Annotated in this window: 14 protein-coding genes; all 14 read right to left on the bottom strand. The window is 65.1% G+C overall.

Features of this window, described 5'->3' with window-relative positions; genetic code table 11:
- Positions 1-178: 178 nt before the first annotated feature.
- The 14 genes from GDN70_RS22985 to GDN70_RS22920 all read right to left on the bottom strand — a co-directional run bounded on the left by GDN70_RS22985 (position 179) and on the right by GDN70_RS22920 (position 13,600).
- On the bottom strand, positions 179-1,405 hold the full coding sequence (locus GDN70_RS22985; RefSeq protein ID WP_028145053.1) for an ABC transporter substrate-binding protein: 1,227 nt from the start codon (positions 1,403-1,405) through the stop codon (positions 179-181).
- A gap of 168 nt (positions 1,406-1,573) precedes the next feature.
- Complete coding sequence (locus GDN70_RS22980; protein ID WP_095424734.1) at positions 1,574-2,716, bottom strand: hypothetical protein; 1,143 nt, start codon at positions 2,714-2,716, stop codon at positions 1,574-1,576.
- Positions 2,717-2,807: 91 nt separating this feature from the next.
- Complete coding sequence (locus GDN70_RS22975) at positions 2,808-3,548, bottom strand: SDR family NAD(P)-dependent oxidoreductase (protein WP_152103072.1); 741 nt, start codon at positions 3,546-3,548, stop codon at positions 2,808-2,810.
- A gap of 163 nt (positions 3,549-3,711) precedes the next feature.
- Positions 3,712-5,235 carry an amidophosphoribosyltransferase gene (gene purF / locus GDN70_RS22970; RefSeq protein ID WP_152103071.1) on the bottom strand — a complete coding sequence of 508 codons (1,524 nt, stop codon included), beginning with the start codon at positions 5,233-5,235 and terminating at the stop codon, positions 3,712-3,714.
- Between the two features lie 27 nt (positions 5,236-5,262).
- Positions 5,263-5,892 (bottom strand): CvpA family protein, encoded by a 630-nt coding sequence (locus tag GDN70_RS22965; protein WP_028145049.1) that lies wholly within the window; start codon positions 5,890-5,892, stop codon positions 5,263-5,265.
- 168 nt (positions 5,893-6,060) lie between these two features.
- Positions 6,061-7,509 (bottom strand): DNA repair protein RadA, encoded by a 1,449-nt coding sequence (gene radA, locus GDN70_RS22960; RefSeq protein WP_038946489.1) that lies wholly within the window; start codon positions 7,507-7,509, stop codon positions 6,061-6,063.
- Between the two features lie 16 nt (positions 7,510-7,525).
- Positions 7,526-8,254, bottom strand: coding sequence for a sulfite exporter TauE/SafE family protein (locus GDN70_RS22955; protein WP_028145047.1), 729 nt, complete (start codon positions 8,252-8,254; stop codon positions 7,526-7,528).
- 57 nt (positions 8,255-8,311) lie between these two features.
- Entirely contained in the window at positions 8,312-9,229 is a 918-nt protein-coding gene (locus GDN70_RS22950) for a ribokinase (protein WP_028145046.1), read from the bottom strand.
- A gap of 14 nt (positions 9,230-9,243) precedes the next feature.
- Complete coding sequence (rpiB, locus tag GDN70_RS22945) at positions 9,244-9,690, bottom strand: ribose 5-phosphate isomerase B (RefSeq protein ID WP_018317596.1); 447 nt, start codon at positions 9,688-9,690, stop codon at positions 9,244-9,246.
- 68 nt (positions 9,691-9,758) lie between these two features.
- Complete coding sequence (locus tag GDN70_RS22940; RefSeq protein WP_152103070.1) at positions 9,759-10,553, bottom strand: transporter substrate-binding domain-containing protein; 795 nt, start codon at positions 10,551-10,553, stop codon at positions 9,759-9,761.
- Positions 10,554-10,573: 20 nt separating this feature from the next.
- Positions 10,574-11,329: an amino acid ABC transporter ATP-binding protein gene (locus GDN70_RS22935; protein WP_028145044.1), complete on the bottom strand. Its 756-nt coding sequence runs from the start codon at positions 11,327-11,329 to the stop codon at positions 10,574-10,576.
- Between the two features lies 1 nt (position 11,330).
- Positions 11,331-11,999, bottom strand: coding sequence for an amino acid ABC transporter permease (locus tag GDN70_RS22930; protein ID WP_026201880.1), 669 nt, complete (start codon positions 11,997-11,999; stop codon positions 11,331-11,333).
- Between the two features lie 7 nt (positions 12,000-12,006).
- A complete protein-coding gene (locus GDN70_RS22925) occupies positions 12,007-12,690 on the bottom strand; it encodes an amino acid ABC transporter permease (protein ID WP_028145043.1) in 684 nt (227 codons plus the stop codon).
- Positions 12,691-12,700: 10 nt separating this feature from the next.
- Complete coding sequence (locus GDN70_RS22920) at positions 12,701-13,600, bottom strand: NAD(P)-dependent oxidoreductase (protein ID WP_028145042.1); 900 nt, start codon at positions 13,598-13,600, stop codon at positions 12,701-12,703.
- Positions 13,601-13,615 lie beyond the last annotated feature (15 nt).

The raw sequence follows: 13,615 nt of genomic DNA, 5'->3' as shown, positions 1-13,615 counted from the left end.
GCGCCGCGCCGTGCCCACCATCTGTTCATGATAGCAAGAAGTCGTGGGCACGCTTCGCTTTGCCCACCCTACGGCAGTTGTTCCTTCGTCATTCCGGGGCGATGCGAAGCATCGAACCCGGAATCTCGAGATCCCGGGTCTGGTGCTTGCGCACCATCCCGGGATGACCGCTACGCGGTCACTTCTTCACCAGCGGGCAGTCGCTGTCCTTGAGCGGCTTGGCCGCGTCTTCCGCCGAGATCGTGGCGATCTGCTTGTAATAGTCCCACGGCCCCTTCGACTCCTCGGGCTTCTTCACCTCGAACAGGTAAGCGGGGATGAGGCGGCGGCCGTCCTGGCGCAGCGGACCGTTGCCGAACAGCGGATCGTCGGTCGGCAGCTCCTTCATCTTGGCGACGACCTTGGCGCCGTCATGCGGATTGCCGCCGAGTGCGTCCATCGCCTTCAGATAGTGCAGCACCATCGCGTAATTGCCGGCCTGTGTCATCGATGGCATCGCGTTCTTGCTGGCGAGCGCAGAGAAGCGCTTGGACCATTCGCGGGTCTTGTCGTTCAGGTCCCAGTAGAACGATTCGGTGAAGGTCAGGCCCTGGGCGGTCTTCAGGCCCAGAGAATGCACGTCGTTGATGAACAGCAGCAGGGCCGCGAGCTTCTGGCCGGCGGAGACGATGCCGAATTCGGCCGCCTGCTTGATCGAGTTCGTGGTGTCGCCGCCGGCGTTGGCGAGGCCTACCACCTTGGACTTGGAGGATTGCGCCTGCAGCAGGAAGGATGAGAAGTCCGCGGTATTGATCGGATGCTTGACGCTGCCGAGCACCTTGCCGCCGTTCGCGGTCACGACCGCCGTGGTGTCGCGTTCGAGCGCGTGGCCGAAGGCATAATCCGCAGTCAGGAAGAACCAGCTGTCGCCGCCGGCCTTGGTCAGCGCCTTGCCGGTGCCGTTGGCCAGCATGTAGGTGTCATAGGTGTAGGAGATCGTGTTCGGCGTGCAGGCCTTGCCGGTGAGGTCGGCGGAGGCGGCGCCGGAATTCAGCAGCACCGCATTCTTTTCCTTGACGAGGTTGCTGACCGCCAGGGCGACACCGGAGTTCGGCGTGTCGGCGATCGCGTCGACCTTCTCGTTGTCGATCCACTGCCGGGCGATGTTGACGCCGACGTCGGGCTTGTTCTGGTGATCGCCGCTGATGACGTCGATCTTCCAGCCCTTCTTGAGCAGGCCGGAATCCTCAACCGCCATCTTGATCGCAACCACGGAATTGGGGCCGCCGATGTCGGCATAGAGGCTCGACATGTCGTTGAGCACGCCGATCTTGACGGTCTTGTCCTGCGCGTAGGCGGATGTTGCAAAACCGAAGGCGGCACAGGCCAGAAGGGCCGCGGAGCGGCGCGCGAACGTCGTCGTCATAAAAGGTTTCCTCCCTTGTCAAATATGCGGACGGCTCTCTTGCGAAGCCTTGTTCCGGCTGATTGGCTCTAGCCTTTCCCAGGGCCGGCGGCAATGCGCCTAAAGCCGGATGACGCTGCGTCGTAGCGTCATCCTTCGGTTAACTTTTGGGCAAAATGCGTTGAGACGCTATTTGAGCGCGTCCGATGTCAGCTTGAATTTCTGGATGCGCTTTCCGGTATCGACCTCGGCGGTATAGACGTTACCCCTCGCGTCGATCGCCATGGCATGCACCCAGTGGAATTGACCGGCGTTGCGGCCGTTGTGCCCGAAGCTCCCGACCACGCTACCATCTTCGCGCTTGATGACCCTGATCTCGTTGTTCTCGCCGTCGGCGCTGAGCAGATAGGTCTGCTTCGGATCGGGCCAGATCGCGATGTCCCACACCGCGCCGTTGCCGAGCGTGTTCTTCTCGAAGAAGAACTCCTTCACGAAGCTGCCGTCCTTCCTGAAGACCTGGATGCGGTTGTTGATGCGGTCGCAGACATAGACGAGGCCGTCATTGGCAAGCTTCACGCAGTGGACCGGGTTGCCGAATTGCTGCGCGACCTGCGCCTTGGGATCGTAGGGCGCCTGCTTGGCGTCGTCGGGCTTGTTGCCGTAGGCGCCCCAGTGCCGCTTGTAGGCCAGCGTCGTCGCATCGAACACGATGACGCGGCGGTTGCCGTAGCCGTCGGCGACGTAGATTTCGTTCGCCTCCTTGTCGAGTGCGGTCTCGGCGGGCTTGCCGAGCTGCGTCGTGTCGTTGCTGCCGAGGCTCGGGGCGAACTTGCCGATCTGGGCGACGAACTTGCCGTCGAGCGTGAACTTCAAAATGGCGTTGTCGTTGTCGGCATTGCCGCCGACCCAGACGAAGCCGCGCTCGTCGACCTCGATGCCGTGCTCGCGGCCGACCCATTCATAGCCCTGGCCGGGACCGCCCCAGGACCGCAGCAGATTGCCGTCGGCGTCGAACTCGAGCACGGGCGGCGCCGACACGCAGCATTTCGAGCGCGGCGGAGTGAGGCTTGCGCCTTTCTCGTCGTCGGTGAGCGAGCGCGGGCGATGGATCACCCAGATATGGCCCTGCCAGTCGACCGTGATGCCGCCGACCTGGCCGAGGATCCAGTTGTTGGGCAGCTGCTTCGGCCAGGAGGGATCGACCGCGAAGGTCGGGACGTCGCCGGCATTCGATGCAACCGGAGACGCGAGCGCGACGGCTGCGATCAGAATGGAGAGTGCGTGACGTGCGAGCGCAGACGCAAAGCCTGCGCGATCATGCCATGGCGCCATGGCAACCTCCCTTTTTTGGCGTGCGGCTTGCTGCCGCTTGCGCGCGGGCAGTCAATCGCGGGGAGGCAGGCGAGTCAATCAGGCAAGGAAATTACGCAGGCGAGCGGAAGCTCATCAGGCTGCGCGTCTTGTAGTCGTAGAACTTGCCGGTCTCGGTCCAGTCAGGCGCGCACATCGGCACGATGAATTCGGCGACCTGCTCGGGCGTGTCGAGCGTCGCGGGGTCTTCGCCCGGCATCAGCGTGGCGCGCATGCGGGTGCGGACCGGGCCGGGGTTGAACAGGTTGACGCGGAGCTTCGTGTTCGCGGTCTCCTGCGCCCAGGCGCGCGCCAGCGTCTCCAGCGCGGCCTTGGACGCTGCGTAGGGGCTGACATAGGCGGTCGCCTTGTTGGCGGCGCCCGAGGTGATGAACACGGCGCGGCCCGCATCCGACTGCTTCAGCAGCGGCTCCATGCAGCGGATCAGCTGGAAGTTGGCGGAGACGTTCACGGCCATCACGTCGGTGAAGGTCTTCAGCTCGATATGGCCGATCGGCGAGGAGGGGCCGAGCACGCCGGCATTGCCGACGAGGATGTCGAGCTTGCCATAGCGCTCGTGCAGGCCGGCGCCGAGCCGCGCGATGCCGTCGGAATCGGTGAGGTTGAGCGGCACCAGGGTGGCGCTGCCGCCGATCTTCCGGATCTCGTCATCGAGCTCCTCGAGCCCGCCCTGCGTGCGCGCCACCGCCACGATATGCGCGCCGGCTTTGGCGAGCGCGATTGCTGCGGCATGGCCGATGCCGCGCGAGGCGCCGGTGACGAGAGCAATGCGATCAGCGAGGAGTTTTGTCATGGCGGGGTTTTACAGGCGTGGATGGCTGGGACAAGCCCCCATCCGCATCTGTCATTTCCGGGATGGTGCGAAGCACCAGACCTCAGATGCGCAATCGCGCATCGGGGAATCTCGAGATCCCGGGCTCGATGCTTCGCATCGCCCCGGGATGACGACTACGCCGTCAGCTCGCTTCCGCCAGCAGCGACAATTGCCGCGGCTGCTGCTCGGTCTGGGTCTGGTCGGTGAGGTGGGTCGGATAGGCGCCGGTAAAACAATGATCCGAGAACTTCGGATTGGCCGGGTCGCGGCCGGGCTCGCCCATGGCGCGGTACATGCCGTCGATCGACAGGAAGGCGAGCGAGTCGGCGCCGATGATCTCGCGCATCTCCTCCAGCGAATGCGTCGCGGCCAGGAGGCCGCCGCGGTCGGGCAGGTCGATGCCGTAATAATCGGGATAGAGGATCGGCGGCGAAGCGAGGCGGAAGTGCACTTCCTTGGCGCCGGCATCGCGCATCATGCGCACGATCTTCTTCGAGGTGGTGCCGCGCACCAGCGAGTCGTCGATCAGGATGATGCGCTTGCCTTCGATCGCGGCGCGGTTGGCCGAATGCTTCATGCGCACGCCGGATTCGCGGATCGCCTGCGTCGGCTGGATGAAGGTGCGGCCGACATAGTGGTTGCGGATGATGCCGAGCTCGAACGGCACGCCCGAATGCTGGCTGTAGCCGACCGCGGCGGGCACGCCGGAATCCGGCACCGGCACGACGACGTCGATCGGCACGTGGCTCTCGCGCGCGAGCTGCGCACCGAAGGCCTTGCGGACCTCGTAGACTGAGCGGCCGTGGACGATGGAGTCCGGACGGGCGAAATAAATGTATTCGAAGATGCAGGGACGCGGCGCCATCGGCGGGAACGGCTTGTGGATGTCCTGGCCGTTCTCGTCGAACACGATGACTTCGCCCGGCTCGATGTCGCGGATGAAGCGCGCGCCGATGATGTCGAGCGCGCAGGTCTCCGAGGTCAGGATCGGGCAGCCGTCGAGCTCGCCGAGCACCAGCGGGCGGATGCCACGCGGATCGCGCGCGCCGACCAGCTTCTTGTTGGTCAGCGAGACCAGCGCATAGGCCCCCTCGATCTCGCGCAGCGCGTCGATGTAGCGCTCGATGAAGCGGCTGCGCCTGGAGCGCGCGACCAGATGCAGGATCACCTCGGTGTCGGTGGTCGACTGCATCATGGCGCCGTGGCGCACCAGCTCGCGGCGCAGCGTCAGGCCGTTGGTGAGGTTGCCGTTATGGGCGACCGCAAGGCCGCCGGCATTGAGCTCGGCGAACAGCGGCTGCACGTTGCGCAGGATGGTGGCGCCGGTGGTGGAGTAGCGGACATGGCCGACGGCCATATTGCCGGGGAGGCGGTCGATTACTTCGCGGCGGGAGAAGGTGTCGCCGACGAGGCCGAGGCGGCGTTCACTGTGGAAGCGGCTGCCGTCGTAGGAGACGATGCCGGCGGCTTCCTGGCCGCGGTGCTGAAGGGCGTGCAGACCAAGTGCGGTGATGGCGGCGGCGTCCGGGTGACCATAGATGCCGAAGACGCCGCATTCCTCGCGCAGCGTATCTCCCTCCAGGTCGTCCTGAACCTCTAGAACGGCCGGGCTTGGGCCGGCGTTTGGATCGAGATCAAGTTGGGCGTCCTGGTCAGGGTGTCGCATCTCGTCCGCGCCTCTCTTTAAGGGCAATCAACGCGCCGCAGGTTTCTCGATCAGTTTCTTCAAACTGTCACGAGCAGGTTTACTGTATCCGTCGCCACTGCCCGAAGGCTGCTGCTCGGATTCAGCTTGATCATCATCTGGTTTGTTTTTCTTGAATCTCTTCAAGATGGTGTTCTCGGGGTCGTCAGGCAAGAGGGCCATCAGCCAATCCCCGGTTCCCTGGAGCACGACGCGGGATTTGGCCCCCGTGACCCAGTCCGGGCGCTGCTTGTCCGGAACCAGCCAGGTGAAGAACAGGAAGGCGACCACGACGATCAAAAGCCCGCGAGCCAGGCCAAACAGGAAGCCGAGGGTGCGGTCCAGCGCGCCGATCCTGGAATCCAGGATCATGTCGGAGATCCGGACCGTGATCACGGAAACCACGACCAGGGTGCCCACGAAAACGCCGGCGACGACGACCACGCTCGCGACGGTATCGTTGTTGAAATAGCTCTTGGCCGTCGGCAGCAGCTTCGAGAAGGAGTACAGCGTCACGATCGCCGCCGCACCCCAGGCCGCGATCGACAGGATTTCGCGCATGAAGCCGCGGACCATGGCGAGCAGGCCCGAGATCAGCATCACACCGAGCAGGATCAGGTCGAGGAGTGTTACTGGCATCGGCTGGTCTGGTCCGCTCGTACGTCGAAGGTGCTCTAGCCGAATCGGTGTTTGGCCGCTGCCCTAAAAGAGGGGCAGACGGCGTTCCCGGCAAGGCCGCAACCTCGCAATCCCATGCTGCTTTTGTGACGGCTGTATAGCGGCGGGGGCCTCCGACGTCACCTCCACCTAACCCTCTCCACGGCGGAATCTTGCCGGTGTGGCATTTTTCTCTGCCGGCGCGTTCGATTCGCCCCGGCGCGAGCCCTTGGCGGCAATCTCTGCGACCAATGTCGTCAGGCTGTTGACCGCGTTCAGGGACAGTCCGGCGTCACCGCCGGCATCCCCGCCTCGGGCCGATTCGGGCAGCACGGCGCGCTTGAAGCCCAGCTTGACCGCCTCCTTGAGCCGGGCCGGGGTCTGCGCCACCGGCCGGATCACGCCAGAAAGTGAAATCTCGCCGAAATAGACCGCATCCGTGGGTAACTGCGCGTTAACCAGGGAGGACACCAGCGCGGCCGCGGCGGCCATGTCGGCCGCGGGCTCGTGGATGCGCAAGCCTCCCGCCACGTTCAGATAGACGTCGTGGCCCGACAGCTTGACCCCGCAATGGGCCTCCAGCACCGCCAGCACCATCGAGAGCCGACTCTGATCCCAGCCCACCACGGCCCGTCGCGGGGTGCCGAGCGAGGTCGGCGCCACCAGCGCCTGCAATTCGACCAGGACGGGCCGCGTGCCCTCGATGCCCGCGAACACTGCGGTGCCGGGCGTGCCGAGATCACGCTCGGACAGGAACAGCTCGGAGGGATTGGTGACCTCGCGCAGGCCAAGGCCCGTCATTTCGAACACGCCGATCTCGTCGGTCGGGCCGAAACGGTTCTTCACGGCGCGCAGGATGCGGAACTGCTGCGAGCCTTCGCCCTCGAACGACAGCACGGCGTCGACCATGTGCTCGACCACGCGGGGGCCGGCAATCTGGCCGTCCTTGGTGACATGGCCGACCAGGATGATGGCCGCACCGGTTTTCTTCGCAAAGCGGATCAGCGCCTGCGCCGAGGCGCGCACCTGGGTCACCGTGCCCGGCGCGGATTCCACCGTGTCGGTCCACATCGTCTGGATCGAATCGATCACGATCAACCGCGGGACCGCGCCCTCGGACAGCGTCGAGACGATGTCCTCGACCGAGGTCTCGGCGGCGAGCTGCACCGGCGCATCCGACAGCCCGAGCCGTTCGGCGCGCAGGCGCACCTGCGCGACGGCTTCTTCGCCGGAGATGTAGACGATGCGGTGGCCGGCGCGTGCCATCATGCTGGTGGCCTGCGTCAGCAATGTCGACTTGCCGATGCCGGGATCGCCGCCGACCAGCAGCACCGAGCCGCGCACGAAGCCGCCGCCGGTGACGCGGTCGAGCTCGGTCATCCCTGAGGACAGGCGCGGCGCATCCTGGGTTTTCCCCGACAGGCTCTCCAGCGCAAACGTCCGTCCCTTGCGCTTGGAGCGGATCGAGACGGGGATGCTGCCGCTGGTGTCCTCCTCGGCGAGCGTATTCCACTCGCCGCAGGATTCGCACTTGCCCTGCCAGCGGTTATAGGCCGCGCCGCAGTTCTGGCAGACGAAGGAAAGCGTGTTCTTGGCCATGGGGCGTCAATCGTGCTCAGGGAGATTGCGTCGCGTTCCATAGCATGGAGAGCCCGGCCGCGACCATGATCGCGTCCATCAGCAGGCGGAACACGTCCGGCTTCAGGTGCAGCACGAAGCGTTTTGCGATGAAGGCGCCCGACATCAGCGAGGCACCCGCGATCAGGCCCTTCATGAAGACATCGCCGGTCAGCGCGCCGAAACGCTCGAAGGTCACCGATTTCGCGAAATAGAGGCCGAGCGAGGAGGCCGCCTCGGTGGCGAGGAAAGCGCCCTTGCTGAGTCCGTAGAACAGGAACAGCGGCACGCTGAGCGGGCCGGTCGAGACCACGATGCCGGTGAGATAGCCGATCACGGCGCCGCCGATCGCCAGATGCCAGAGATTGGCCTTGAGGTCGTGCCGCGCCAGCCAGTGCCGCACCGGCACCATCGCGATCAGGAAGATGCCGATGGCGAGGTCCACCGCATGCGAAGGCAGCGCCAGCAGCGTCCGTGCGCCGAGCACGGCGGCCGGAATGCCCGTGACCGAATAGGCCGCGCAGGCCCGCCAGTCGACCTCTCGCCACCAGGCCAGGATCCGCGAAAAGTTCGCCATCACGGACGCGACCGCCATGATCGGCACCGCTTCCTTCGGCCCATAGGCATAGACCAGCACCGGCATCAGCATGATCGACGAGCCGGTGCCCACGATGCCTGAAATGGTGCCGGCGACGAGGCCGACGATGAGGACGAAGAGGAAGGCCAAAACGCTCTCCACGAATCGGGAGAGTTTAGCCGCGGGCAGCGATATGGGCGATTCGTGCTAGGCGAGGGAACCTATTGCGCTACGCATCGGCATGCCGGTCTGGGCGCCGGCCTTGAGACATTTCAATGCGGCGGCTTCGCAGCTCACATCGAGCGCAATCTGCAGCGACACGCCTTCGCTCAGCATGGCCGCGAACGCGCCGACAAAGGTGTCGCCAGCGCCGGTCGTGTCCACCGGCGTGATCCGTGGAGCAGCCGCGCGGAAGCGGGAGCCGTCGGCCGTCACCGCCAGCGCGCCTTGCGCGCCGGCGGTCACGATGCAGGTCAGGTCGCCGGCCCTGGCGAGGTCCGCGGCAGCGGCCTCGTAACTGGACGTAGCGAGGTCGATGGCGCCGGCGGCGTCCAGCGCCTCGTGCTCGTTGACGAGGAGATGGTCGGTCACGGCAAGAAGCTTTGTCACCATCTCGCGGGTCATCCTCTCCGGGACGGGCGCGAGATTCCAGACGACGGTGCCGGCGGCCAATGTCGTCCTGCGCGCAGCCTCGAGCGCCTGCGCGAAGGGCACTTCCATCTGAAGCACCAGCACCGTGTCGGGACCAAACAGCCTGGCCGGGAGATCCCCGGCATTCGCGGCCATGTTGGCGCCGCTTGCGACCGTGATCGCATTCTCGCCGGCCTGGTCGACCGTGATAAAGGCGCAGCCGGTCGGCTCGTCGGCCCCGACGACGAGGCCGGTGTCGACTTCGTTGGCCCGGAGGTTCTCGATCGCGCTGTTGCCAAATCCGTCCCGGCCGACGCGGCCCGCCATCCGGACTTGTCCCGGTCCCGCGATCCGCGCGGCGGCAACGGCCTGGTTGGCGCCCTTGCCGCCGAAATGCGTCTGGTAGGACGGCGCGAGCACCGTCCGGCCGGGGCCTGGAATGATCGGGACCTTCGCGACGAGGTCGATGTTGAGCGACCCGAACACCAGGATCATTGGTGGAGAGGCCCTCAGCCTTGCTCGTCCATGACGCGCAGTTTCTCGACCCGACGGCGGAAATCCTCGTCGGTCGAGAATTCCGCGGAGAGGTAGGACGAGACGAGATCCACGGCGAGCCAGGCGCCGACGATCTGCGCGCCGATGCACATGACGTTGACGTCGTCGTGCTCGACGCTCTGATGGGCGGAATGAACGTCGTGACAGACCGCGGCGCGGATGCCCTTCATCTTGTTGGCCGCGATCGAGGCGCCGACGCCGGTGCCGCACACCATGATGCCGCGTGCGGCTTCGCCCGACGTCACCTTCTGCGCCACGGCCCGCGCGATGTCGGGGAAGTCCACCGGCTTGTCGTCATGGGAGCCGACATCGACGATGTCGTGGCCGAGCTTGCGGATGTGGTCGATAACGGTCTGCTTGAGCGGCCAGCCGGCGTGGTCGGATCCGATGACGAGACGCATGTGGTGTCCTTCTTGATTTTTCATTGACCGTGACAACCGGAAAGCGGCTGTCACGGCTTCTCTTTCGTTCAGCTACGCATGTCGGGCGGCAGCTCGACCCCGTGGAATTTCTTGTAGATCGCGTTGAGCTTGCCGTTCTTGACGTTCTCGGTGATCCAGCCGTTGAGCTTGTCCATCAGGCGCTGCTCGCCTTTCTTCAGGCCGATGGCGAGGTCGAAGGTTGCGAGCGGAATCTTCGACTCGAAGATGCGGGCGGGATTCTTGGCGCCGATCTGGTTGATGATCGTGGCCGACGTGCCGACGCAATCGACCTGACCGGAGACGGCCGCGGTGACTTCCGTGGCGTCGTCGTCATAGCGGGCGATCGTCAGCTCCTTGTCCTTCATGTTGGACAGGGTGGTATCCTGCGTGGTCCCGCGCGAGACGCCGATGGTCTTGCCTTTCAGGTCGGGCCAGTCCTTGACGTTCATCGACTTGAGGCAGCCGACGTCGGACTGCAGCGTCGCATAGCGCTTGGTGAAGTCGATGACCTTGGCGCGCTCGGGCGTCACCGACAGGGTCGAGATGATGATGTCGGCCTTGCCGGTCAAGACGTTCGGGATGCGGGTCGCGCCGGTGGTCTGGATGAATTCGAGCTCGAGGCCCCAGTCCTTGGCGAGCAACTGAGCCACCTCGACGTCGGAGCCGGTCGGCTTCATGCTGGAATCCATCATGCCCGAGGGCGGAATCGCAAGATCGGTTGAAATGCGAATCTTCTTGGCCTTCATCACGTCGTCGAGCAGGTCGGCCGATGCCGGCGTGGCGGATAAAATGACGAGGCCGAGCAGCGCGGCGGCGGTCCCCAGCAGTGTCTTGTTGGTCATCCCTAGTTCTCCTCTCCCTGTTATGATTTTAGATTTCCGGTGCCCACGAATTGCGTGAGCTCCGGCGTCGTCGGCGATGTCAGGATCGAGGCGGGGCCGGTCTCGTGAACCTTGCCGCGATGCATGAACACGATCCGGTCGGCGATGCCTTTGGCAAAGCCCATCTCGTGCGTGACCATCACCATGGTCATGCCGTCCGCCGCCAGCTGCTCGATCACCTTCAGTACTTCGGCGGTGAGTTCGGGGTCGAGCGCAGAGGTGACCTCGTCGAACAGCATCACCTTCGGCTGCATGGCGAGCGAGCGCGCGATCGCGGCGCGCTGCTGCTGGCCGCCCGACAATTGCTCGGGATAGGCGTGCAGCTTCTCTTCGAGCCCGACCTGCGCCAGCACCTTTCGCGCGAGGTCCTTGGCCTGCGAATTCGCCAGGCCCTTTACGGCGCAGGGCGCCAGCGTGATGTTCTGCTCGATCGTCAGGTGTGGAAACAGATTATAGCTCTGGAACACGATACCGACGTCCTGGCGCAGCGCGCGCAGATCGACGTCGGGACGGTCGACCCGATGCCCGCAAACGACGATCTCGCCGCCGTCGACCTTCTCGAAACGGTCGATGCAGCGCAGCGCCGTGCTCTTGCCGGAGCCTGAGCGGCCGATCAGCGCCAGCACTTCGCCGCGCTCGACTGCGAAGCTGACGCCATCGAGGACCCGGAGCGAGCCAAAGCTCTTTTGCACGTCGCGGAGCGACACGATTGAGTCGGAGGAGGGGTTCTGTTGCATGTCAGGCCGGCGCGAGGTTGGATCTGCCACGCCCCATCCGCCGTTCCAGCCTCTGGCTGAACAGCGACAGCGGATAGCACATGGCGAAATAGATGACGGCGATGATGGCGTAGATGGCGAAGGGCTCGAACAGCGAGTTGTTGACGATCTGCCCCGAGCGCATCAGCTCGACGAAGCCGACGACGGAGGCGAGCGAGGTGTTCTTGACGATCTGCACCATGAAGCCGACGGTGGGCGGCGTCGCGATGCGAATGGCCTGCGGCAGGATAACTTTCATCATGCGCTGGGTCCGGCTCAGCGCCAGGCCTTCGGCGGCCTCCCATTGCGGCTTCGGCACGGACTGGATGCAGCCGCGCCAGATCTCGCCGAGATAGGCGGCGACGTACAGCGTCAGCGAGGCGCCGGCAGCAGCGAGCGGCGAGACCTTGAGGCCGATCGCGGCGAGACCGAAATAGCCGAGGAACAGGATGACGAGTAGCGGCGTGCCCTGGATGAGCTGGACATAGACGGCGCTGGCAATCCGCACCGATTTCAGCGGCGATATCCGCGCGAGCGCGATCACGAAACCGACGATGCCGCCGCCGATCAGCGCGATCACCGACAAGCCAATGGTCCACAGCGCGCCCTGGCCGAGGAACATCAGATGATTGATGTTGAGATGTCCGCCCATGATCATCTCACAACGGCGTGCCGAGCCGGCGACGGCGCGGAAACAGCACGAGGCCGAGGCCCCAGAAGCCGGCGCGCATCACCAGCGACAGGATGACGTAGAGCACGGCGACGATGATGTAGGTCTCGAACGCGCGATACGTATCCGACTGGATGTAGTTGGCGACGGCGGTGAGCTCCTCGGCCGAGATCTGCGAGCAGACCGAAGAGGCCAGCATCAGCAGCACGAACTGGCTGGTCAACGCCGGATAGACCTTCTCGATCGCCGGCAGCAGGATGATGTGCCAGTAGATCTGGAGGCGCGACAGCGCCAGGCCCTCGGCCGCCTCGATCTGTCCCCGCGGGATCGCCTCGAAGCCGGCGCGCATGATCTCGGCGGTGTAGGCGCCGACGTTGATCGTCAGCGCGGCCACGGCCACCGTGAAAGCGGAGAATTTCAGCCCCAGACTGGCCAGGCCGAAATAGACCAGGAAGATCTGAACCAAGAGCGGCGTGTTGCGGATGGTCTCGACATAGGCCTTGCAGGCGCCTGATATCAGCGCGTTGTGCGTTCCGCGCCCGACCGCCGCGAGCGTGCCGAGGAGGGCGCCGAGCACCGTCGCGAAGGCGGCAAGCTCCAGCGTGAGGACGGCGCCGGCGAGAAAGCTCGGCCAACGCTCCAGCACTGCGGGGAAGTCGAGTTGAAGGCTCATCGCCACCCGTTCAGCCGGTTGTCTGGTTGGTCATGCGGTCGTAGACGCGGAACAGCGCCTGGTTGCCGTTGCTTCCTTCGCCGTGCGCGCGCGCATCGACATACTGGCTGGTCACGAGCGCGGTGCCGGGGAGCGGCACGCTGAGCGCCTGCGCGTGCTCCTGGACCAGGCGGAGGTCCTTGAGCTGGAGATCGATCCGGAAGCCGGCGGAGACGTCGCCTGCGATCATCTGGGGGCCGAGCTTGTCGAGCATCCAGGAGGCCGCGGAGCCACCGAGCAGAACCCGGCGCAGCAGATTGAGATCGAGGCCCGAAGCGCGCCCAAGCGCCAGCGCCTCGCAAATCGCCTGGATGTTGATGCCGCAGATCAGCTGGTTGCAGAGCTTGACGGTCTGGCCGGCGCCGGACGCGCCGACATGCGTGATGGTGGTGCCCATCGCACGGAAGAACGGCTCGGCCTGCGCAAAGGCGTCCGCATCGCCGCCGGCCATGATCGAGAGCGCGGCATTCTTGGCGCCAACCGGCCCGCCGGAGACCGGCGCGTCGATGAAGCCGACGCCGATCTTTTGCAGGTCGGCATGGATGCGGCGGACGGCGACTGGCGAAATCGTGCTCATGTCGACGACGAGCTTGCCTGATGGCGGCGACTTCAGCAGGCCGTGCTCGCCGTAAATGGTCGCCTCGACATGGGGCGTGTCGGGCAGCATGGTGATGACGATGTCGGCGCCTTGCGCGGCATCGGCTGGACTCTTGGCACGAGCAGCGCCTTCCCTGGCGCTGTCGGCCAGTGCCGCCTCGTCGAGATCGAACACGCGAACTGCGTGGCCGGCCATCAGCAAGTTGCGCACCATCTCTCGGCCCATCGTGCCGATGCCGATGAAGCCGACATTGCCCTTGTCGTTCCGTCCCATGTAATAAGTCCGTTT

Source organism: Bradyrhizobium sp. TM102 (genome assembly GCF_009176685.1).
Taxonomy (GTDB): Bacteria; Pseudomonadota; Alphaproteobacteria; order Rhizobiales; family Xanthobacteraceae; genus Bradyrhizobium; species Bradyrhizobium ottawaense.
The sequence above is the reverse complement of the archived record's forward strand: the minus strand, read 5'-3'. Positions and strand labels throughout refer to the sequence as shown.

Bases quoted from the DNA above. Each gene is read 5' to 3' on its own strand.
- GDN70_RS22985 (WP_028145053.1), bottom strand. From the start codon at position 1,405: ATGACGACGACGTTCGCGCGCCGCTCCGCGGCCCTTCTGGCCTGTGCC.
- GDN70_RS22980 (WP_095424734.1), bottom strand. From the start codon at position 2,716: ATGGCGCCATGGCATGATCGCGCAGGCTTTGCGTCTGCGCTCGCACGT.
- GDN70_RS22975 (WP_152103072.1), bottom strand. From the start codon at position 3,548: ATGACAAAACTCCTCGCTGATCGCATTGCTCTCGTCACCGGCGCCTCG.
- purF (WP_152103071.1), bottom strand. From the start codon at position 5,235: ATGCGACACCCTGACCAGGACGCCCAACTTGATCTCGATCCAAACGCC.
- GDN70_RS22965 (WP_028145049.1), bottom strand. From the start codon at position 5,892: ATGCCAGTAACACTCCTCGACCTGATCCTGCTCGGTGTGATGCTGATC.
- radA (WP_038946489.1), bottom strand. From the start codon at position 7,509: ATGGCCAAGAACACGCTTTCCTTCGTCTGCCAGAACTGCGGCGCGGCC.
- GDN70_RS22950 (WP_028145046.1), bottom strand. From the start codon at position 9,229: ATGATCCTGGTGTTCGGGTCGCTCAACATCGACCTCGTCGCGAAGGTC.
- rpiB (WP_018317596.1), bottom strand. From the start codon at position 9,690: ATGCGTCTCGTCATCGGATCCGACCACGCCGGCTGGCCGCTCAAGCAG.
- GDN70_RS22940 (WP_152103070.1), bottom strand. From the start codon at position 10,553: ATGACCAACAAGACACTGCTGGGGACCGCCGCCGCGCTGCTCGGCCTC.
- GDN70_RS22935 (WP_028145044.1), bottom strand. From the start codon at position 11,329: ATGCAACAGAACCCCTCCTCCGACTCAATCGTGTCGCTCCGCGACGTG.
- GDN70_RS22930 (WP_026201880.1), bottom strand. From the start codon at position 11,999: ATGGGCGGACATCTCAACATCAATCATCTGATGTTCCTCGGCCAGGGC.
- GDN70_RS22925 (WP_028145043.1), bottom strand. From the start codon at position 12,690: ATGAGCCTTCAACTCGACTTCCCCGCAGTGCTGGAGCGTTGGCCGAGC.
- GDN70_RS22920 (WP_028145042.1), bottom strand. From the start codon at position 13,600: ATGGGACGGAACGACAAGGGCAATGTCGGCTTCATCGGCATCGGCACG.